This is a genomic window from Psychrobacter sp. M17(2026), assembly GCF_055699815.1.
Genome location: NZ_CM146741.1, coordinates 1,367,346 through 1,388,961, shown reverse-complemented (window position 1 = coordinate 1,388,961; position 21,616 = coordinate 1,367,346). Strand labels below are relative to the sequence as shown.

General features: G+C 43.5%; 20 protein-coding genes. 13 read left to right on the top strand and 7 right to left on the bottom strand.

Features of this window, described 5'->3' with window-relative positions; genetic code table 11:
• Nucleotides 1–109: 109 nt before the first annotated feature.
• Nucleotides 110–2,578: a site-specific recombinase gene (locus tag ACR63T_RS05915; protein WP_472785073.1), complete on the top strand. Its 2,469-nt coding sequence runs from the start codon at nt 110–112 to the stop codon at nt 2,576–2,578.
• 109 nt (nt 2,579–2,687) lie between these two features.
• On the opposite strand, the gene ACR63T_RS05910 is transcribed toward ACR63T_RS05915, so the two are convergent.
• The 4 genes from ACR63T_RS05910 to pdxA form a co-directional block, all read right to left on the bottom strand.
• The gene (locus ACR63T_RS05910; RefSeq protein WP_472785072.1) at nt 2,688–3,524 is read right to left on the bottom strand and encodes a symmetrical bis(5'-nucleosyl)-tetraphosphatase; all 837 of its coding nucleotides are present in this window, start codon (nt 3,522–3,524) and stop codon (nt 2,688–2,690) included.
• 96 nt (nt 3,525–3,620) lie between these two features.
• Entirely contained in the window at nt 3,621–4,484 is an 864-nt protein-coding gene (gene rsmA, locus ACR63T_RS05905; protein ID WP_472785071.1) for a 16S rRNA (adenine(1518)-N(6)/adenine(1519)-N(6))-dimethyltransferase RsmA, read from the bottom strand.
• A gap of 325 nt (nt 4,485–4,809) precedes the next feature.
• Nucleotides 4,810–5,796, bottom strand: coding sequence for an SEL1-like repeat protein (locus ACR63T_RS05900; protein ID WP_443553730.1), 987 nt, complete (start codon nt 5,794–5,796; stop codon nt 4,810–4,812).
• A 208-nt stretch (nt 5,797–6,004) separates the two neighbouring features.
• The gene (gene pdxA / locus ACR63T_RS05895) at nt 6,005–7,081 is read right to left on the bottom strand and encodes a 4-hydroxythreonine-4-phosphate dehydrogenase PdxA (protein ID WP_472785070.1); all 1,077 of its coding nucleotides are present in this window, start codon (nt 7,079–7,081) and stop codon (nt 6,005–6,007) included.
• A gap of 316 nt (nt 7,082–7,397) precedes the next feature.
• Here pdxA and dnaB point away from each other — a divergent pair, with 316 nt between their 5' ends.
• The 3 genes from dnaB (at nt 7,398) to argF (ending at nt 11,101) form a co-directional block, all read left to right on the top strand.
• On the top strand, nt 7,398–8,798 hold the full coding sequence (dnaB, locus tag ACR63T_RS05890) for a replicative DNA helicase (RefSeq protein ID WP_201573126.1): 1,401 nt from the start codon (nt 7,398–7,400) through the stop codon (nt 8,796–8,798).
• Between the two features lie 134 nt (nt 8,799–8,932).
• Nucleotides 8,933–10,051: an alanine racemase gene (alr, locus tag ACR63T_RS05885; RefSeq protein WP_472785069.1), complete on the top strand. Its 1,119-nt coding sequence runs from the start codon at nt 8,933–8,935 to the stop codon at nt 10,049–10,051.
• Between the two features lie 129 nt (nt 10,052–10,180).
• Nucleotides 10,181–11,101, top strand: a complete 921-nt coding sequence (argF, locus tag ACR63T_RS05880) for an ornithine carbamoyltransferase (protein WP_472785068.1) — start codon at nt 10,181–10,183, stop codon at nt 11,099–11,101.
• A gap of 243 nt (nt 11,102–11,344) precedes the next feature.
• Here the strand turns inward: argF and rpiA are convergent, their stop codons facing one another.
• Nucleotides 11,345–12,004 (bottom strand): ribose-5-phosphate isomerase RpiA, encoded by a 660-nt coding sequence (gene rpiA / locus ACR63T_RS05875; RefSeq protein ID WP_305900087.1) that lies wholly within the window; start codon nt 12,002–12,004, stop codon nt 11,345–11,347.
• A 328-nt stretch (nt 12,005–12,332) separates the two neighbouring features.
• Here rpiA and ilvA point away from each other — a divergent pair, with 328 nt between their 5' ends.
• From ilvA to ACR63T_RS05835, 8 genes are all read left to right on the top strand, one after another.
• Nucleotides 12,333–13,886: a threonine ammonia-lyase, biosynthetic gene (gene ilvA / locus ACR63T_RS05870; protein ID WP_305900086.1), complete on the top strand. Its 1,554-nt coding sequence runs from the start codon at nt 12,333–12,335 to the stop codon at nt 13,884–13,886.
• Nucleotides 13,887–13,943: 57 nt separating this feature from the next.
• Nucleotides 13,944–14,333, top strand: a complete 390-nt coding sequence (locus ACR63T_RS05865) for an excalibur calcium-binding domain-containing protein (RefSeq protein ID WP_472785067.1) — start codon at nt 13,944–13,946, stop codon at nt 14,331–14,333.
• A gap of 129 nt (nt 14,334–14,462) precedes the next feature.
• Nucleotides 14,463–14,903 carry an RNA-binding S4 domain-containing protein gene (locus ACR63T_RS05860; protein WP_472785066.1) on the top strand — a complete coding sequence of 147 codons (441 nt, stop codon included), beginning with the start codon at nt 14,463–14,465 and terminating at the stop codon, nt 14,901–14,903.
• 181 nt (nt 14,904–15,084) lie between these two features.
• Nucleotides 15,085–15,582, top strand: coding sequence for a low molecular weight protein-tyrosine-phosphatase (locus ACR63T_RS05855; RefSeq protein ID WP_201573113.1), 498 nt, complete (start codon nt 15,085–15,087; stop codon nt 15,580–15,582).
• A gap of 59 nt (nt 15,583–15,641) precedes the next feature.
• The gene (murB, locus tag ACR63T_RS05850) at nt 15,642–16,766 is read left to right on the top strand and encodes a UDP-N-acetylmuramate dehydrogenase (protein WP_472785065.1); all 1,125 of its coding nucleotides are present in this window, start codon (nt 15,642–15,644) and stop codon (nt 16,764–16,766) included.
• Nucleotides 16,756–17,526 carry a YdcF family protein gene (locus ACR63T_RS05845; protein ID WP_472785240.1) on the top strand — a complete coding sequence of 257 codons (771 nt, stop codon included), beginning with the start codon at nt 16,756–16,758 and terminating at the stop codon, nt 17,524–17,526. Before murB ends, ACR63T_RS05845 begins: the two co-directional genes overlap by 11 nt.
• 162 nt (nt 17,527–17,688) lie before the next feature.
• Nucleotides 17,689–17,988: a cbb3-type cytochrome oxidase assembly protein CcoS gene (gene ccoS / locus ACR63T_RS05840; protein WP_472785064.1), complete on the top strand. Its 300-nt coding sequence runs from the start codon at nt 17,689–17,691 to the stop codon at nt 17,986–17,988.
• A gap of 43 nt (nt 17,989–18,031) precedes the next feature.
• Nucleotides 18,032–18,865 (top strand): sulfite exporter TauE/SafE family protein, encoded by an 834-nt coding sequence (locus ACR63T_RS05835; RefSeq protein WP_472785063.1) that lies wholly within the window; start codon nt 18,032–18,034, stop codon nt 18,863–18,865.
• 162 nt (nt 18,866–19,027) lie between these two features.
• On the opposite strand, the gene ACR63T_RS05830 is transcribed toward ACR63T_RS05835, so the two are convergent.
• Both ACR63T_RS05830 and ACR63T_RS05825 read right to left on the bottom strand, forming a co-directional pair.
• A complete protein-coding gene (locus ACR63T_RS05830; protein WP_305900079.1) occupies nt 19,028–20,182 on the bottom strand; it encodes a DEAD/DEAH box helicase in 1,155 nt (384 codons plus the stop codon).
• A 26-nt stretch (nt 20,183–20,208) separates the two neighbouring features.
• A complete protein-coding gene (locus tag ACR63T_RS05825) occupies nt 20,209–20,424 on the bottom strand; it encodes a cold-shock protein (RefSeq protein ID WP_305900078.1) in 216 nt (71 codons plus the stop codon).
• 406 nt (nt 20,425–20,830) lie between these two features.
• On the opposite strand from ACR63T_RS05825, the gene aroQ reads away from it, so the two are divergent.
• On the top strand, nt 20,831–21,382 hold the full coding sequence (aroQ, locus tag ACR63T_RS05820; protein WP_472785062.1) for a type II 3-dehydroquinate dehydratase: 552 nt from the start codon (nt 20,831–20,833) through the stop codon (nt 21,380–21,382).
• Nucleotides 21,383–21,616 lie beyond the last annotated feature (234 nt).

Genomic DNA, 21,616 nt, shown 5'->3' with positions numbered 1-21,616 from the left:
TGACTATGACTGTCTTATTCAGATTAAAATGATGCCAATAGTATTGCTACCTATTGAGGCGTGAAACGTTGGATAACTCCTGCAATATAACTACAATAAAGGGTCTACTGTGTCAGAGATAAAACGCATTTTGCAGCAGATTACTGCGTTAAGTGAAGTACCCGATGCGTCTATTCTTAAACGTCTGATTGATGAGCTACGCGCTGGAGAAAAAGAGCCTGCACTTGCCAATAAAAGGCTGCAAGAGCTTATCGATATTTTGCGTTTGCATCCTGAATATGGCGACGGGCTTGCCAGCTTTGTCTTAAAGCTGATTATAAATTTACGTCAAATTGCGCTCTACACTGATACAGGAATCATGTCGGATCAAGGGTTTTTTAGTAGCTTACGCCGCCTAATCGGTCATCGCTTTTTGCCCCTACTGCCCCAAGAAGAGTCTGTCGTTGAGCTGGTAGGTTATTTGTTTGATAAGTCGCAAGATGAGCGCTGGCTCGCTAACATAGAAAAAGAGAAATGGGATGAGCTGGTTACTCTATTAAAAGTTAAAGATGATCATCTTAATCTAGTTGCCACTGCCAAAAACAGCATCTTGAATGCTATCGTTATTTTATCGTATCGCATTAGCGGTATAGGTCTACACCCTGATTTGATGGAATCGTATCCTGAGATACTGAACTATTCAGCCGCTTTTGTCGCACAAAATCAAGAAGCGGTGCTGTTCGTTAATCAATATCGTCAAGCACATGAGCTAGATACTTTGACTGATATTACCCCCGAACAAGCGGTCAATCCAGCGCCATTACTTGTAATGTTAGAGCAGTGTGAAGATATCGTCGCCACTATACGTAAACGTATCTATAAGACAGGTATCTCCATTCACTTAACCAATATGATGCTACGTCTTGATCAAAGTTTGCGGCGGGTACGTATCCTGACGGAGCTGGTGACCGATGATCGTAGTAAGCGTGATAAGGCCATTATTGAGCTGATTGAGACCTTGATTACTACGGCTAACAATCGCTATAGCATAGGCTATTTGATCGATAATAGTACCAAGCTACTCTCGCGCAAAGTCACTGAGAACGCTAGCCGCGTCGGTGAGCATTATATCAGCACCGATAAATCAGGCTATCAAAAGATGTTCAAAAAAGCCTCAATCGGTGGCTTTATCATTGCCTTTATGGCCACTATCAAGATACTAGCGTATCACTTGGCATTAGCGCCTATAGGTCGCGCTTTTATTAATAGTATGATTTATGGTTTGGGCTTCGTCTTTATTCATGTGGTGCATGGCACAGTAGCCACTAAGCAGCCGGCGATGACTGCCGCAGCGATTGCCTCTACTATTTCGGACAGCTCAGGCAAAAAGTCCCATCAGCTGACCAAGCTCTCTGAATTGGTCGTCGATATTATGCGTACCCAGTTTATCGCGATTATGGGTAATGTCATGCTCGCTATTCCTGTCGCTTTAATTATCTCCTTTGCTTGGTTTCAATACACTGGCGAATCAATGATTGATACTAGAAAGGCGGAGCACTTACTTAATGATTTAGATCCGTTTCGCTCGCTGGCGCTACCGCATGCGGCTATCGCTGGCGTTTATCTATTTTTATCAGGTTTAATTGCAGGCTACTACGATAATTTAGCGGTTTATAATCAGATTGGCGCCCGTATTCGTCGGCATTGGCTGCTCAAATACTTAATGCCCAAATCATGGTTACAGCGCTTGGGCGGCTTTGTGGAAGCCAACCTTGGCGCAATTATGGGTAATTTCTTATTTGGCGTGTTCTTAGGGAGTACGGCAACTATTGGCTATATATTTGGCTTGCCTATTGATATTCGCCACATTGCTTTTGCTTCAGCGAACCTAGCGCATGGACTGTTTAATATATCAGCTTCACAAATCAGTTGGAGCTTGATTTTATTATCTATCTTAGGCGTGGCTTTAATCGGTATAGTCAACTTAATGGTTAGCTTTTCACTGGCCTTATTTGTCGCACTACGCTCAAAAGAGGTACGGTTTTTTGAATGGGGACGCTTAACCAAGTTAGTTATTGGCCATATCATTAGTCACCCCTCAGACTTTTTTTGGCCGCGTCACAAGCCTATGCAGTATGCAAAAATAGACAGCCAAGGTCATATGATATTTGAGGATAATTCTGCCCAAAAAAGCGGTAAAGCGATTCCAAGTAACTATGTGGTGAGACGCTTATCTGATGTCAAGATACCGCCTGAAATCGTGCAAGTAGTCGCTAATGGTAGTGCGCTAAATACTGATATTAATTACGATACTGATGTTAATACTGGCGTTGACAGTGGTATCGATAATGGATCAGTAAATAATAATGCTAGTGCGCAAGCAACTACAGCATCCAAAAAGGTGGTGAACTTAGATGATGGTCTAATAGATGAAGAGCTAACCAGCACACCCTTTACCAGTGATATCCAATATAATCAAGCCAGCAAAACCTTAGATGCCAAAGACCACTTAAATAAGTCGACAAATCCTGAGCAAAAAGCAAGCGGTGATGCCAAAGTACCACTACCAAAACCTAAAAAACCGCCTAAACTGCCCTAGACAAGTTTATGGCGGTCACTACCGTTGTTAACAAAATTTGGTACAAACAGAATCCGATGTGGACAAAATTTAATAGCACTAGCCTGATGCCACTAGCATTGTCTAACGGTTACGATTTTGGACAATGGGCGCTTGATCTAATGACTTGTCCATCAATTAACCGATAAGCTAATAGGTCATTACCCCAAACGCAGCCACCATCTAATGCACGCACATGAGGCAGATCAACACTGCCTTTTAACGCTGCCCAATGCCCAAACAGTATCTTACGCTCACGCGGGACTTGCCAAGCAAACCAAGGTAGATAGCCATCTAACATCGGCTCATCAAGACTCCCTGTAAAGCTAAATTCCAGCATGCCATCCTGCTGACATAAACGCATACGGGTAAAGTAATTGGCGATAGCACGCATCTTAGTATAGCCATGGATATCGTCATTCCACTCGTCCGCCCTCTTACTATAAAGATTGGGCAACAAGCGCTTGAGCTGCGTGATACTACCTCGAAGCTGGGCTTGTAATTGCTGGGCATAGCCCTCTGCTTGCTTAATAGTCCAATGCGGCGGAATACCTGCGTGCACAAGTACCGTATGCGCATCAGGATAGGCCAAAATCGGCTGATGACGTAACCAGTTCAATAGCTCATCGCAATCATCTGCGGCAAATATAGGCGCGGTTTTATCCTTTTTCTTAATATTAGTGGCACCAAGCCAGACCGCCAATAAGTTCAAATCATGATTGCCGAGTACTGTCGCGGCTGCCCCTCGCTCGCAAAGTGCTTTGACATGACGCAAGGTACTTAACGAGTCTTCACCACGTGCCACCAAGTCCCCTGCAAACCATAGCTTGTCTTGTGCAGGATTAAAATCCAATATTTCAAGTAAACGAAGGTACGCCGCATAGCAACCTTGCAGGTCACCGATGACATACTGATGGCGAAATCTCATAAATCCTCAGTGTTTTTACGTGATAGTTTTGTATGAAAATTTTATATCATCATTTCCATATAAATGTCTTTGACGACGAATCGGCAGTAGCTCAATTTAAACCTCTACTTTACGCGCTTGATTACTCAAATTCACAAAATCCTTCACACTTAAGACTTCAGGACGTGCTTGTGGGTCGATGCTACACGCTGCAAAATCTTCTTCGCTCAATGTCGGTAGCAACGTTGATTTTTTAAAGATAGCACGTAGCGTCTTACGGCGATGGTTAAAGGTTTCACGTACCACAAGCGCGAAATACTCTTCGTCCTCTGCGACGACTGGCTTAATGATATGCGGCGTCAAACGAAAAACCGCACTGGTTACTTTTGGTGGCGGATTAAAGGCACCACGCGGTACGGTTAGCAGGTAGTCAGTATCACAATGATATTGCATGATGACTGATAGGCGACCATAAGTTTTGCTACCGACATCGGCAGTGATACGCTCGACCACCTCTTTTTGGAGCATAAAATGCATGTCTTCAATGACATCAGCGTAGCTTAGCAAGTGAAATAATATCGGCGTCGAGATATTATACGGTAAGTTACCCACGACCCGCAGCTTGCCACGATCAGTGCTGTATAGCTCACGGTAATCGACATCCATAGCATTGGCTTTGATAATAGTGAAATTCGGATGGCTGTTCGCGCCAATACGAATCCGTAAACTATCCGCCAAGTCACGATCCAACTCAACTACAGTCATTGCGTCAACCTCGGCTAATAGCGGCTCAGTCAACGCACCCATACCAGGACCAATCTCAATCAGATTATCCTCACGCTCAAGACGTATGCTATTGACGATCTCACGAATAACGCTGCCATCATGTAAGAAGTTTTGCCCAAAGCGCTTACGGGGCTGATGTTTAGCTGCACGTAAGCTATTGGTTAGGGTCGCAGTATCAAAGGTAGGTTTGGACATAAAGGTTTCTTAATGAATAAAAGATAAGTGGGCAATAATGTAGAGGCAGCAATGCGCTGGTATTACAATGACAAATTATACCACAGCTCATAATTAGGCTGTGTTTTTGAGACATTTTATCGATAAACCGCTCATACCTTCGCGCAACCGCCACAGGGTTTTTTTATTTTTAACCATTTTCTATAATATTGGTTATATAGTCGGTACCCTAGTGAGGACTTGAATCTTTAGCTGTAGGTTAATGATAGCAATAGTTTGGGTTGTTTAAATAACTGTAGTGTACTTCACGGTATACATCATATTAATTTTTTGAGGTCAAACGGACTTAATTTTGATTTAGATTCCTAAAGTTATTACAGCTTTCTTGTTGCCCATTTTCACAAGCCTTATCAAACCAGTTCTTTGCTTGAGCATTATCTTGATTAACACCTACACCATCGCGATACATCGCACCAAGATTGTTTTGAGCAGGAGCATATCCCTGATTAGCAGCTTTTGTATACCACTTAAAGGCTTGAGAGAATTCTCGGCCTACACCGTGACCCATGTAATACATCACACCAAGATTATATTGTGCATTAGCATTTTCTTGATCAGCTGCTTTTTCAAACCATTTTCGAGCCTGTGAAAAATCTTGTGTTACGCCATTACCCTGATAATATATTGCACCTAAATTAGCTTGCGCAGGAGCATATTCTTGCTCAGCAGCTTTTGTATACCACTTAAGTGATTGCGACAAGTCTTGCTCTATACCATTGCCTTCGTAATACATTGCGGCTAAGTCATTTTGTGCAATGACATATCCTTGATTAGCGGCTTTTGTATACCACTTAAGAGCTTGTGAAAGGTCTCGGTCTACGCCATTGCCTTGGGTATACATTAAGCCAAGGTTATACTCCGCTTCAGGAAAGCCTTGATTGGCTGCTTTCGTATACCATTTAATTGCTTCAGCATAGTTTTGAGGGACTCCTTCGCCTTCACGATACATTACACCAAGATTATACTGCGCCTCAGGGAAACCTTGATTAGCCGATTTCATATACCACTGCGCAGCCTTGGCATAGTCTTGATGAACGCCCTCTCCTATATCATACATCCAACCCAAATCGAATTGTGCTTCTGCATCGCCCTGTTCGGCTAACCCCTGTACGTCTTCAGCTTTAGTTTCTGTCTCTATTTCCTCAATAACCATTTGGCCCTCAGAAGCTTCGTTTTTGGCTTCACTTTGCATTTTCTGACAGCTCGTAAGCGTAAGAGGCAATAAAGCGGTAGAAAAGAGGAGGGAAACTAATTTAGTTTTTTTGAAAATCATATATTTGATTCACTGATTGTAAAATTATTGGTCAAGTATACCCCAACGGAACCAGCTGTTTCACCCTTTAAACCTATTAACAGACTACTTAAAACAGACTGCTATAATGGAACCACTTATATTAGACCGTGTTTGATGATTAATAAATAGACATTATTTAAACTAAGGTTACCCAATACTGCGTGACAAATGTCGCTAAGGCAGCGACTTATGCAAGAGGTCTATTTCCAATGGATCTGTCTGCCATCTCATCCGCCATCACTAGAGCTTGATAAAGACTCGTAGAGCTAGCCCCAGCGCGACCCGCTAAATCAAGTGCAGTACCATGATCGACTGAGGTACGAATATAAGGTAGCCCTAAGGTTAGATTAACCGTATCACCAAATCCATGTGATTTAAGCACAGGCAGTCCTTGATCATGGAACATGGCGATAACCGCATCACAGTCTGCTAAATGTCTTGGGGTAAATAAAGTATCGGCTGGCATGGCCTCCGAGATATTGACGCCCTTATCAATGAACTCTTGCAAGACAGGATTGATAATTTCGATCTCCTCCATGCCCAAATGTCCACCCTCGCCTGCATGTGGATTGAGACCACAAACTAGAATGCGCGGATCAGCCATGCCGAACTTTGAATGCATATCATCAAGGACGATTTGTACCGTTTGACGTACATTGTCTTTGGTAATAGCAGCAGGGATATCTTTGAGCGCCAAATGAGTCGTAACTAGAGCGACTTTCATAGATGGATTAGCGAGCATCATAACGACTTTATCACGATTACTTTGCTGCATAAAAAACTCAGTATGCCCGCTAAACATCGTACCATCGAGCAATTTGATATCGGCATCAATTAGCGCAGACTTTTGCAAGGGGCCAGTGACAATAGCCGCTACTGCATTATTAATCGCTAGTTGATGCGCTACTTCTAATTGCTGCGCAACCATAGCCGCGTTATTGATATCAATTTGACCTGCAACAACAGGCGCGGTCGTTGCAATATCGATTAAGATAAAGTCTTTACCAGCATCAGTATTTAATTGTGAGAGTCCATCGATAAAAGACTCGTTTTCACTGGTTACTACTTGCCAAGCAGGACAAGTGGCAAGCACGCCAGCGGCTAATAGAGCATCGGCACGAGCTTGCATAGCTTGGCTATCTGCTGTCACCCAAATAGGCCGATTAAAACCTTGTAGCTTGCCCTCATTTGCCAATAACAGCACCACATCCATTCCTATCCCAGCAGGCTCGCCCGTCGTCAATAATAGTGGCAGTTTTTGCATGAAAATTCCTTATTTTAAATTAATATTATTATACTTTTAATTTTTAAACTGATTTGAGTAGGCGCCATTGACGACTAGCCAATGTAGATAAAGTTGCTGTTAAAAAGTTACTATCAAAAGTAATTATCAGCAGTCCTTAAAATGCCATAATGTGTTAAGCTTTCGCTTTTGATTGTAGCATCAATTAAGCAAAATTTAGACGCGTTTTGATAGGACTGTCTTATAGATTTTTTGAGCCAATAACCTAAAAAAAGCTAGTGTGACAGCGCTACAAATACTGAACTTGTGTATTGATAAAGAGAATAACTAGGCACTTATGGCAGATACTGATAAAAAAGATGACTTACTCAATCAACAACCGCCACATAACATTGATATTGAAAAGGCACTGTTAGCCTCACTTATGAGTATCGAAGAGGCGTATGACAAAATTGCCGATATCGTCAGCAAAGATGACTTTTATGCGGGACGCCATCAGCATATTTTTGCAGCGATTGCGCATCTGGCAGCGGTCAATGAGCCTTATGATACGGTGATGGTGCACGATTGGCTGGAGGCGCAAAAGCTACTCAAAAACGCCGGCGGTGATAGTTATCTAGCAGATATCTTAAGTCAAAGCCCAGCGACGTTATTTAACCTGACTGCCTATGCCCAACGCGTGCGTGAGCTGTCGACTCTACGCCAATTGATTACTACGGGTAATGAGATGTTGAGCCTTGCTTATAATCCAAAAGATCAGTCGGTAAGCGATATATTGGACAGTGTTGAGGCGACTATCTTTAGTATTAATGAGCAGCACAATAAGCGTGCTGAGCAGCGCGGCCCTGTTGGTATCACTTCGGTATTGACCAACGTCATTGACAAGATTCAAGAGCTCAAATCCAATCCTGATGGCATGATCGGTCTGCAAACGCCCTTTACTGAATTGAACAATAAAACCCAAGGTCTGCAAGCAGGCGATCTAGTCATTGTTGCGGCACGTCCTTCTATGGGTAAGACGACTTTTGCGATGAACTTAGCGGAAGGGGTGTTATTTAATGAAAATCTTCCTGTCGTCGTATTCTCCATGGAGATGCCTGCTGAGTCTATCGTTATGCGTCTGCTATCCTCATGGGGCGCGATTAATCAGACTCATCTGCGCTCAGGTCAGATGAATGAGGATGAATGGGCGAAGATGATGAACGCTATTCAGCACCTGCAATCTAAGCATCTTTATATTGATGACAGCACCGCTCTGCCACCCTCAGAGCTGCGCTCACGCTGTCGCCGTATCGCCAAAAACCACGATGGCAAGCTTGGCGCTATCATCGTCGATTACCTGCAGCTAATGAAAGTGCCGAATCTGGACGGTAACCGTGTCGGTGAGATATCAGAGATTTCCCGTAGTCTAAAGGCTTTGGCGCGTGAGCTTGAGTGTCCCGTTATTGCCTTATCTCAGCTTAACCGTAGCCTTGAGAACCGTCCTAATAAACGCCCTATCATGTCAGATCTACGCGAATCTGGTGCTATTGAGCAGGATGCTGATTTGATCATGTTTATCTATCGTGATGAAGTCTATAACGAGAATACTGATCATAAAGGCGTGGCCGAAGTCATCATTGGTAAGCAGCGTAATGGCCCTATCGGTACGCTACGCTTGGCCTTTGAAGGTCAATATACGCGCTTTACTAACTTGACCCCTGAATACTATCAAGGCGTCAATTTTGATGATGAATAGCGCTTAATAGCTTATTAATTATCAACAAAACTCTTAAACGCTCATCTTCAGCCGCTGTTAATAGTAAATCGCTAGGATTAACCATAGCTTTGACTATTAATAGCTTAAAAATATCGTTATATAAGAAGACTACTATGCGTACTGCTACCGTAACCATCAAGCCCGCTGCCCTCACTCATAACTTACTACAAGTCAAAAAACGAGCACCGAACTCTAAAGTGCTCGCCATGGTAAAAGCCAACGCTTATGGTCATGGCATCAAAGTTGTCTTGCCTGCCCTGCAACAAGCCGATGGTATCGGCGTAGCAAGCTTCACAGAAGCGCTAGAGGCGAGAGAGCTGGGGTGGCGAAAGGCTATTGGCTTAGTTGAGGGTGTATTTAGCGCTAGAGAGTGGCAACAAGCTATTGACCATGATTGCAGTTGTGTGATTCATCATGCGCCACAATTGAATTGGGCGCTGGATAACATCCCTAAAGATGATAGCCCAACGCGCACCGTATGGCTAAAATATAACACAGGTATGAATCGCCTAGGTTTTGACGATGATACTGTCATTGATGCCGCACAACAGCTATCTGACGCAGGCTATCAGCTGATTTTGACCACTCACTTTGCGAATGCGGATGATTTTGAGCATCCATTAAATACAGTGCAAATACAGCGCTTTAATAAAATATTAAAAGTATTACAGCAGGCCATTGATGCCGATATCCAAGGCTCGTTATGCAACTCAGCAGGATTAGTTAATTTCCCTGAGCATCATCACGATTGGGTACGTCCAGGCATCATGCTTTATGGTAGCTCGCCTGTCATTCATAAGCGCGCTGCTGAGCTAGATTTACAACCTGCTATGGATTTTAGCGCCCGTATTATGGCGATACAAACTGTTAAAGCGGGCGACTCAATAGGTTACGGCAGTCATTGGTTTGCGACAGAGGATACTCAAACCGCGCTAGTCAGTATTGGCTATGGCGATGGCTATCCAAGAGTAGTGAGCGCTGACGCTTATGTTTGCGTGATAGATAGTAAAACCGCACAAAGCCAGCGCTGCCCTATTCGAGGTCGCGTCGCTATGGATATGATTGCCATAGATATCAGTGCTGCTAGTCATATTACTTTGGACAGTGAAGTACGCCTTTGGGGAGATGCGCCACATGTTGATGAAGTAGCCACATACGCAGGTACTATTGGTTATGAGCTGCTGTGTAGACTTAGTACTCGTCCAAAACGAGCTGTTCATATTGAACCGTAAATCGCTATAAAATTGGGCGTTTACATTGAAATTAATTAGGCTATACTAAAAGTTTGTTATTAGGATGTTTAAATCATTAAATATGATAACGTCTATTTTCACTGACTTTGTTCGACTGCTAGGATTGCTATGAGCTTGCGCCATTTTTTGACTTTATCTGATTTGAGTAAAAAAGAACTAGAAGACTTAATTAAACGAGCCAGCGTACTGCGTAAAATGCAGCATGCTGGTGAGGTTTATCAGCCTTTTGTTGGGCGTACGCTAGGAATGATATTTGAGAAATCCTCTACGCGTACCCGTATCTCCTTTGAGACGGGCATGGGTCAGTTCGGCGGTAGCGCGATATTTTTATCGCCTAATGATACTCAGCTCGGTCGCGGTGAGCCATTAGAAGACTCAGCTCGCGTCATATCTAGCATGGTCGATATCATTATGATTCGAACCTTTGGGCATGAAAAGGTAGAAACCTTTGCTGAGTATTCAAGTGTTCCTATTATCAATGCGCTAACGGATGATTTTCATCCCTGTCAGCTACTCGCTGATATGCAAACTTATTATGAACATCGTGGCAGTATCGAAAATAAAATCGTCACTTGGGTTGGTGATGGCAATAATATGTGCGCCTCCTTTATGCAAGCTGCGAACCAGTTTGGCTTTGAGTTACGAGTAGCTGCGCCCTACGGGTTTGAGCCTGATGCGGCACTAATGAAACGCTTCGCGCATTGCGTAAGCCTAGTACCTAACGTGCAAGATGCCGCGAAGGACTCTAATCTAATCGTCACTGACGTTTGGGCAAGCATGGGTCAAGAGTCTGAGCAAAATACCCGCGCCCGTCGTTTTGCACCTTATCAAGTGACCCCATCGTTATTAGACAGAGCCGATCCTGATGTCGTGTTTATGCACTGCTTGCCTGCCCATCGCGGAGAAGAGATCTCCCACGATATGCTCGATGATCCACGCTCAGTGGTTTGGGATGAAGCGGAAAACCGCCTGCATGCTCAAAAGGCATTGATGGAGTTCTTATTAAAGGATAAGATTAATTTGGCTTAGCTTGTATTATTGTAAATGATAAAAAGGCAGATTACCTTAATAGTAACCTGCCTTTTTGAAATGAAAAAACTAGTAACAAGGTCTGTTTTCAGTCAATAGTTATAAATCATAGCAAGAGAGTATTATGAGTAATGAAAAATTAAAAAAGTCATATAAGGACATCGTAATACAGTTTCTATTATTTGGTACTGTTATGGGGCTTGGTGTCCTTGGTTTGTATTTTATGAAATAAAGATAGCTTGATTAGGGCGTCAAAATCTCAACCCCGGAGCTACTTGCCTTCAATAACACATCCGCTTGATTGGCGGCAAAAATACCATTACAGACTACCCCTACGATATTATTAAGCTGCTGCTCAAGCGCGATTGGGTCGCTGACGTCTAAATCATAAGTATCTAAGATCACATTACCATAATCAGTGACAAAGTCCTCACGGTAGACAGGCTCACCGCCCAGTTGCACCAGCTGACGGGCGACATAAGAGCGCGCCTGTGGTAGTACCTCAATGGGCACAGGGAACGCGCGCCCCAACACCTCAACGCTCTTGCTAGCATCGACCATACAGATAAATTTATTAGACGCAGCTGCTACTATCTTTTCGCGAGTCAATGCGCCGCCGCCGCCTTTGATAAGTTGCAAATCGCTATTGACCTCATCTGCGCCATCAATATAAACATCTAATGTACCTGCAAAGTTGAGATCGACAATATCGATGCCTAATGCACGCAGTTTATCTTCGGTCACCTGCGAGCTGGCAACCGCACCTGCTAGCCTAACGGTCGGCAGCAGTTCAATAAGACAGTTAACGGTACTGCCTGTGCCTACACCGAGTATCATATCGTCTTCGATATACTGCAGTGCAGCTTTAGCAGCAGCTTGCTTCTGGGCATTCTGATCGCTCATATTAAGTCCTTGGCTAGATAAATTAGGCAATATAAAAGGATGAATCGCGCTTATTATAAACGATGATAATCATAGATGTGCGCTCAATCTGTTGATTAAGTTATTATAGTCAAGGAATTTTAAAACTGATACAAGGCGACTGCTTGCAGATAGTATACCGAGTACATCCAATACATATAAGGCGGGTAACACCGTAGCAGTTTAAAAGTGCGCTAACTATATCTTAAATAATTTTGCGCGCAAGCCTTGCAACAAACTCAAAATCAGCATAGGCTAATCCCTTTATTTTTCTACTTTATTAAAATTTTTATCACTTTTAGGAACTACTATGTTGTCACGCTGGGTACGAGCCATTTTGCAAGCTACTGTTTATGATGTTGCCATTCAGACCCCACTTGAGCCTGCACCCAAATTAACTCAACGTTTCAACAATGACATTCGCCTAAAGCGCGAAGACTTGCAGCCTGTGTTTTCTTTTAAACTACGTGGCGCTTATAACCGTATTAGTCAATTGAGCGCTGAGCAAAAAGCGCGTGGCGTTATTTGTGCTTCGGCAGGCAATCATGCACAGGGCGTCGCTTATTCAGCTCGCAAGCTTAATTTGAATAACATTATCGTGATGCCGACCACTACTCCAGATATTAAAGTGGATGCGGTGATAGCGCTTGGCGGTAATGTCGATTTGCACGGTGACAGCTTTGATGAAGCCAATCGCTATGCCATTAATCGTGCCGAAACAGAGGGCTTGACCTATGTGCCACCTTACGATGATGAGCTAGTAATCGCAGGCCAAGGCACGATTGCGCTTGAGCTATCTCAGCAGTGGCGCAATATGGATTATGTCTTTGTGGCAGTAGGCGGTGGTGGTCTGATCTCAGGCATAGCTGCATTTTTAGGTGAGGTTGCACCCCATGTCAAAGTCATCGCGGTAGAAGCTGATCAGTCTGCCTGTCTAAAAGCAGCACTTGAAGCGGGCGAGCGGGTCAAATTAGAACAAGTTGGTCTGTTTGTCGATGGCGTCGCGGTTGCCCAAATTGGCGAATTGCCCTTTGAGGTCGTGCGCATGCAAAAGAGCGATGATTCAGGGCCATTGGTAGAACCTGAGGTGATCACTTGTAGTAATGATGAAGTCTGCGCCGCTATCAAAGACATCTTTGAAGAGAACCGCAGCATCGTCGAGCCCGCAGGCGCATTGTCTGTCGCTGGTATGAAAAAGTATATTAAAGCGCACGGCTTAAATAATAAAAACTGCGTCGGTATCATTTGCGGTGCTAATATGAACTTTGATCGTTTGCGTTATATCGCTGAACGTACTGAGATCGGTGAGAAAAAAGAAGCGATCTTTGCCGTGACTATTCCTGAAAAGACAGGTGCATTTTTGGATTTCTGCCGTAGCCTGCATGGACGTAACATTACTGAATTTAACTATCGTGCCGATAATAAATTATCACCTGACTCTCTAGATCCTGCGGCTATCTTCGTTGGTATTGCTCTAAAAGAAGGTGAGGCAGAGCGACAAACGATCAGCAAGCAATTAGCAGCTGACGGTTATACCGCATATGACCTCACCGATGATGAAATCGCCAAATCCCATATCCGTCATCTGATAGGTGGTCATGCTCATGTCGAGAACGAGCAATTATTAAAAATATCTTTTCCTGAGCGTCCCGGTGCCCTACTGACCTTTTTGGAAAAACTTGGCGATGATTTTAATATTACTCTATTTCATTATCGCAATCACGGCGCAGCTGAGGGTCGTGTACTCGTTGGATTACAAGCTTCAGCAAGCAATTCACGCCAGCTACAAGATGCGCTACTCGATATAGGCTATGACTGTACGGTTCTCAATGACAATATCGGCTATCAGCTGTTTTTAAAATAAAGTCTCATTCGATATAGATTGTAAAACTTTGGCGTCCATCGAGTTTGGATAAAAATTATGAGAAATTTTTTTATTGTCTTAATCTTGATAGTATTAGCACTGGTGGGGTTTAGAATTTACCAATCTTATTCGTCAACTGCTGTGTCGACGACTAGCGAGCGCGTGGCTAGTCGCGCTGATGTGACTCTAACATCGGACAATTCTGTCTATAGTGATGGCTTTACAGATAGTGATAACATATCACCGACCTATGTGGACTTGGGTTCAGATAAACTGCCAGTATCACTGTCTACAGTGCAAGATATGACAAGTTTTAATTGTGATGGCAGACAGCATTGCGCGCAAATGACATCATGTGCTGAGGCGACTTACTTTAATAATTATTGTCCTGATACTAAAATGGATGGCAATTATGATGGCGTCCCTTGCGAGCAGCAGTGGTGTTAATCATTTAAAGTTACAATCAAAACGCAATACGTAAAGTCGATAAAATTGACTCTAATTATTAACACCTACTTTTAATTGGTAAATAAACCACCATTATTATCTTACATAATTGATATCAATGAGGTTTTTATGAAGAAGCATAATAAAAATCATAATCAGCCCAGCCATAGTGAGCCCGATGCTATGCGTATGCGCGTTGATAAATGGCTATGGGCAGCGCGTTTTTATCGGACGCGTAACCTTGCCAAAGAGGCCATTGAAAGCGGACGAGTGCATTATGCAGGAAGCCGAGTCAAGACTAGTAAAGAGATTGCGGTTGGCGATGAGCTGCAAATTCGCCAAGGCTCAGCTACCGCTATGACCGAAAAGACTGTCATTGTTGAGGCATTAACGGCGCAGCGCGGTAATGCGACAGCGGCTCAGGTACTTTATTCTGAGACTGAGGAGAGTGAAAACCGCCGTGCTTACTATTCTGAACAGCGTAAATTAGCTAATTTGGCTCGTCCTGATAATAAACCTAACAAAAAAGAGCGTCGCGATCTGCAACGTTTTAAACACGGTCAAGACTAAACTCTATCTATAACCCTATTAGTTAGCCGCTCTTCTTGCCATTATCGCTATTAATCGTTACGCTAGACGCTCATATTTATGCTCAGAGCGCGCTTAAGGGTAAGCTTGTAAGTAAGCTACTGCCTTTTATTCTTTCTTACTATTGCTCTATTCTAATAAATTATTATAAATAGGTCACTTTATGCTGATAAAAGATTCCACCCCCACCTCTATACTATTAGTCTGTCTAGGCAATATCTGTCGCTCCCCTACCGCCGAAGAAGTCTTTCGCCAGCAGATAGCTGTCGCGGGTCTCAATATAAAAATTGACTCAGCGGGTACGGGTGATTGGCATATAGGTCATGCACCCGACGTGCGTGCGCAGCGGCATGCTAAAGCCAATGGCTATAACATTAGCAAGCTGGTCGCCCGTCAAGTCACGGCTGATGATTTTTATAACTTTGATTTGATTTTGGCAATGGACGCGCAAAACTTAGCGGACTTACAAACTATAAAAGACAATATTGCAGCTCCTACAAAACCCTTGGCGCGCTTGGCGCTATTTAGTGAAGAAGATCCTACTTATGGCGGCGATGATGTGCCTGATCCGTATCAAGGCGATGCAGATGCTTTTGATGAGGTGATTGAGCGTGTTGAGTCAAGCGCACAAGCTTGGATTGAGAGCTGGAAAATGTCTTAAAGCGCATCGCCCTTAATATAAGTTATATATCCATATTCATCTATTGAACGGATCGCCCTATGATTACCGCCTTGCGCGCCACCGCTAGTGCCCAAAATAGCCATGCTCAATACGATCTCTCTCATATCAATACTATGGCGTTAGCTTGTGTTGCTGATACTGCGGTAACTTTGAATTCTGAAGCTCAGCTTGATGAGTTTATGGCTTGCTACAAAGGTGAGAGCTTGTCGGATAATTCTGAGCCACCGTTATTTGTGCTCTCAGGGGGTAGCAATGTATTGTTACCAGATCAGCTACAGGCTACTGTCCTAAGGCCTTTAATAAGCGGGATTACGGTCATTAATGAGACTTCAGAGTCTATCGATATCGAGGTGATGGCGGGTGAGAATTGGCATGATTTAGTGGTTTATACGGTCAATAATGGCTGGTATGGGCTGGAAAACTTAGCTTTGATACCGGGATTAACAGGCGCAGCTCCTGTACAAAATATCGGCGCTTATGGGGTGCAGTTAGAGGACTGCCTGCTGTCGGTGCGCGCTTATCATATGCCGACGCATAGTTGGCATAACTTATCTAGGATAGACTGTCAGTTTGGCTATCGTGATAGTCTCTTTAAGCGCGCGCCAAATACTTGGCTTATTACTCGGGTGAATTTTCGCTTGCATAAAGATGTCTCAAAAGTATCGGCAGGCTATGGTGATGTGCAAAGCGTAGCGCAAGATTATGCTTTGCTACAAGGACGCAGCCAAGCGCAGCCAATCGATGTGATGCAAGCTATCGTTGATATTCGTAAGCTTAAGCTTCCTGATCCTAGTGTCCTACCGAACTGCGGTAGTTTTTTTCAAAACCCTATTATCGGTCATGATGAGTTCACCGCGCTACAAGCCAGCTATCCTAATATCGTCGGCTATCCATTAGCTGATGGCACAGTTAAAGTCGCCGCAGGCTGGCTGATTGAGCAAGCAGGATTAAAGGGTGGCGGTATTGCTCCTATTATGACCCATCAAAAGCAGGCGTTAGTCCTGACCAATCATAGCCCTTATAAGGCTACGCAAGCTGAGGTCGCACAAGCGCAAGCTTATATTGCTGATTGCGTCTATCAAAAGTTTGCGATATCTTTAGCGCGTGAGCCTGTATGGGTCAACATAGATGGCTCAATTGGATCAGGCGAGCATGGGCACTAAGCGATCTTGGTCGACACGATTGTGGCGCTATTATTTGCGCTCAGCTGAGCGTACTATAAAGGTATTACGGATTATTAATATTACCTTTGTAATTGGCTCTACGCTTATTATTATCCTGCTTATTAGCTTGTTTACGCCTTTATTCTCAAGGTCTGTGGTCTATCTATTGCAGCATTTGCCACTACCCGCTATGACAGGTGCTGCTACGAGCTCGCCGCCTACAGCCTATGTGGTGCTTGGTGGTGGCTTGACCAACGATGCGGATAACGAGATTATCCTCAATGCGTATAGTCTTAATCGCGTACGCACCTTAGCTACCGCCTACCATGACTTGCCTTTACCTATTGTACTAAGCGGTGCTGAAGCGCCTTGGCTTGGACAGTGGCTCAACGAGCATGGTATCGATGGTCTAATCAGTGAAAATGCCAGTATGAATACTTGTGAGAACGCCCGTTTTACGGCTAAGCGCATTCCCCTACATCATATTTATCTGGTCACTGACAGTTATCATATGGCGCGTGCTAGGCGTCAGTTTGCCTTGAGTAATATTAATAGCACCCCTATCGACGCACCCCTTCCTGTTCCTCGCGATTGGACGCAACCTGCACAAAACTTAAGCCACTCTAGACGTGCTGTCTATGAAGTCGCCGCCTACTTGCGTGATGTACTACGTCCACAACCTGACTGTCGTAGCGCTGATGAAGTCAGTACTGAGCAACTACTCACCCCTAGAGGTCGTGTCAATAAAGCGCCTGAATAGCCTTTGTCATTTTTACTAACAATACTAACTCTTTTATAGCTTAGGCTCAGACAATGGCTTAGCCAATTGAGCGACTAGGCTAAAAAAGGCGTATAATAGAGCCTATTTATTTTATTCATACTGCTTCTAATTCTATCCATACTGCTCTTAGAGAGGACCGTGATGCTCAGTATATTCTTATTAATACCTTTGAGCCTGATGCTGTTCGTGGTGGCTATCTGGGCGGTCCGCTATGCCGTCAAATCCAATCAATTTGAGGATTTAGACAATGCCTCGCAGCGTATTATCTTAGATGATCGTCAAGAGCGTCGGCAAACCATGCAAGAACATACCCCTGCCGCCAGCACTGTAGATAATACTGACATCGAAGTTGAAACTATTGAAAATCATGACCCTATTAATGAGCCACAGCAAGATAATAATAAAATCGTCACTGAAAAAGTCATTAATAAAAAACTTTAATCCTGTAAGCCCCAGTATTCATTGACGCTAGGAGATGCTTTTTATGACCACAGCATTATTGGTTGCCGCATTATTGATGGGATTTTTTGGCTCACCGCATTGCTTAGGTATGTGTGGTGGGCTGGTCGCGGCTTTTAGCCTCTCTATGAAGGATGTTAGCCCTGCCAAGCGCCGTGCGCTGATTGCTACTTACCACTTTGGTCGCCTAACCAGCTACGCTGTATTGGGTTTAGCGGCTGGTTTTATTGGTACTACCGTACTAGAGCCATTAATGAAGGGCAACAGTACGCCGCGCATTCTATTAGGCTTAGTATTAGTATTTGTCGGTTTCACTATGCTGGGCGCGCCGTTTCTGACGAAGCTTGAACGAGTCGGTATGCGCTTTTGGCAGTTGCTTAGCCCCATCCGTCAAAAAGTCTTCCCTCTAAACACTTATCCGCGGGCGTTAGCGGCTGGTTTATTATGGGGATACTTACCTTGCGGCTTAGTCTATGGTGCCTTGCTTATTGCCGTCGTAGCTCATGACCCACTAAGTGGTGCGGCGCTCATGTTTGTCTTTGGCTTAGGGACTGTCCCAATGTTAGTTGCCACCCATGAAACGGTGAACTGGCTACGTGATAAGATTGGGCGTTTGCGTCTACGACAAATAAATGGCGCTATCATGGTGTTATCAGGTTTAGCCGTTGTGGTAGTGCCTATGGTAATGGCAAATATGCATAGTGGACATGATATGTCTGCTATGCCTAGTCATGGTTCGGGCGATCATATGCAAATGACTGATACACAAATGATGGATATGAGTCATGACAATATGGATCGTGACAACATGGACCACAGTGCTCATGAAGGCATGAACCATAGCAATATGAGTAACTGATCTTTAAAACTTTTGGAACTTTAAAATTTTGAAACTCTAAATAAGATTTGTACGATAAAAATAAAGGCCTTAACGTCTAAATGAAGTTAAGGCCTTTCGTGTTTTAAACGCTTAGGGTTTAAACCGTACACAAGCACAGTAGTTATATACTGATATACCTGCTTACTCTTGCCACTGCTCAAGACTAAACTTAGTATCTAAGTGCTTCTCAAGTGCTGGTATATTAAAGGCATCATCTTCACTGACAAAGCTAATACTAATACCTGTTTGGCCTGCGCGACCCGTACGACCTATACGGTGTACGTAATCATCAGGCTGATCAGGTAGCGTATAATTAACCACGTGGCTGATATCATCAACATGTATACCACGCCCTGCGACATCAGTTGCCACTAATATCGACGCATGACCGTCTTTGAAACGTTGTAGATACTTCTCACGTTTTTGTTGAATAACATCACCTGATAACATCACCACTCTATTGCCTTGGCGCAGCTTATGATAAAGACGCTTGACCTGATCTTTGCGATTGGCAAAGACAATGACTTTTTCGACATTACTATCGCTAATAATGCGTTGCAGCGCGGCAAGCTTCTGGTTTTCTGTCAGCAAGTAAAAGTGCTGATCGACCAGCTCACTCGTTTTGTGCTCAGGCTCAATTTCAACGAACTGCGGCTCATGTAACCAACGATAAGCCAAATTCATCACATCTTGATTGAAAGTTGCGGAGAATAAAAGACTTTGGCGATCGGTATTGGGTGGCATCCGACCAACCAGACGCTTGATATCAGGGATAAATCCCATGTCTAGCATACGATCGGCTTCATCTAGTACCAGCACCTCTACTCGATCTAAATAGACCATACCTTTATTCATCAGATCAATCAGACGACCAGGCGTTGCGATCAGTACGTCGACATAGTTGCGCTCAAGCTCATGCTGCTGAGTCTCATAATTAGTGCCGCCCATGATGCAAACGCTATGCAAATCTGTGTATTTGGTCAGCTCGACACAATCGTCAAATATCTGCTGAGCAAGCTCACGCGTCGGCGCCATAATGACGGCTCGTGGCTCCGCTAGATAGCGTTCTTCATCACTAGCAAAAGGGCGCTTAAGCAGCGCCTCCATAATAGTAATCAAAAAAGTCGCCGTCTTACCAGTGCCTGTTTGCGCCTGACCAATAGCGTCTTGATGGGCTAAGGTATAAGGTAATATTTTTGCTTGAATAGGCGTCAGCTCAGTAAAACCTAAGTCATTGACCGCCTTGAGAGTCGCTGATGACAGTGGCAAATCATCAAATGTACTAAAATTACTCAAAAAATTATCCTTATGTGGTGAGTCGCTTACTCTTCAAGTTTTCTAACTTCTTCAGCTTGTAAGCCTTTTTCACCTTCAACCACGGTAAATTCGACTTTTTCACCATCTTTTAAAGAGCGGTAACCGTCACCTTGAATGGCACGAAAATGTACAAAAATATCTTCACCACTATCGCGTTGAATAAAGCCAAAGCCTTTTGAATCATTGAACCACTTAACGATACCTTGTTCACGATCTGACATAGTAATGCTTCCTAAAAAGTGGACTTAGTTTCTAATTTCCTTGCAACATTGCATCTAAGTGGAAACTAAGATCATAGAATCATCTGTAACAAACTTGTAATGTTTATGACATAAAAAATATCATAGCACGGGTTTTTGGTAACACAAAGACTTTTAGCATGATTTTGAGTGATCCACTATATAATGCTGTAATTTTTTAATTATTTGTTAGCTCAGCTGTTATTATAAGAGGGCTGTTATAAGAGGGCTGTTATAAGAGGGCTGTTATAAGAGGGCTGTTATAAGAGGGCTGTTATAAGAGGGCTCTAGCAGCGTTATAATAGTATCGCTGTAGCAGTACCGTTATAATAACAATAGTCATAAATGGCTGATTACCTACCCTATTTTTCATATTTTAGAGGCTTTTATGAGTACCTCCTCAGCACAGTCAGTCGAAAATAGCGCTGATACCAAACCCAAACCCAATACCAAGGATAAAACTACGGCTACACTCAATCGTAAGCTGCTATTAGTTAATGGGGTTAATCTAAATTTACTCGGCAAGCGTGAGCCTGAGATATATGGCTTCACTACTTTGGCGGACATTGAGGGCACTTTGGTAACCCTTGCGGCTGAACATGGTATTGAGCTCATTTGTATCCAGTCCAATTATGAGGGTAAACTCATTGATGATATTCAGCATCATGGTCTACTCGCGGATGAGGATACACAAATTGACGCTGTCATTATTAATCCTGCCGCTTTTACGCATACCTCAGTGGCGCTACGTGATGCTTTGCTTGCCACCCAAAAGCCCTTTATCGAAGTGCATTTATCCAACGTTCATGCTCGTGAGAGTTTCCGCCAGCACTCTTATCTTAGCGATGTAGCCGTTGGTGTGATTACGGGTCTTGGCTCATTGGGCTATCAGATGGCACTAGAGTATTGGCTAACCACTCTTTATAAAATAAAGCTGTAAGGTTCATGAGTTCTATCCAAAAGCTTTACGCCACTATAAACTTGATGCAAGTTGTTAAAAAATAATCACCGTTAAAAATAGCGTGAATTTTCTATAAAAACAGCTAGGTAATAATGATTGACATAAAAACACCTAGCTTATCCTTGTAATACCAATCATAAGCCTGCACTTATAAGGTTATGGAAATAACTCAACGCAATAGATTTGAGCTGATTTGATAAATAAGTTTTAGTA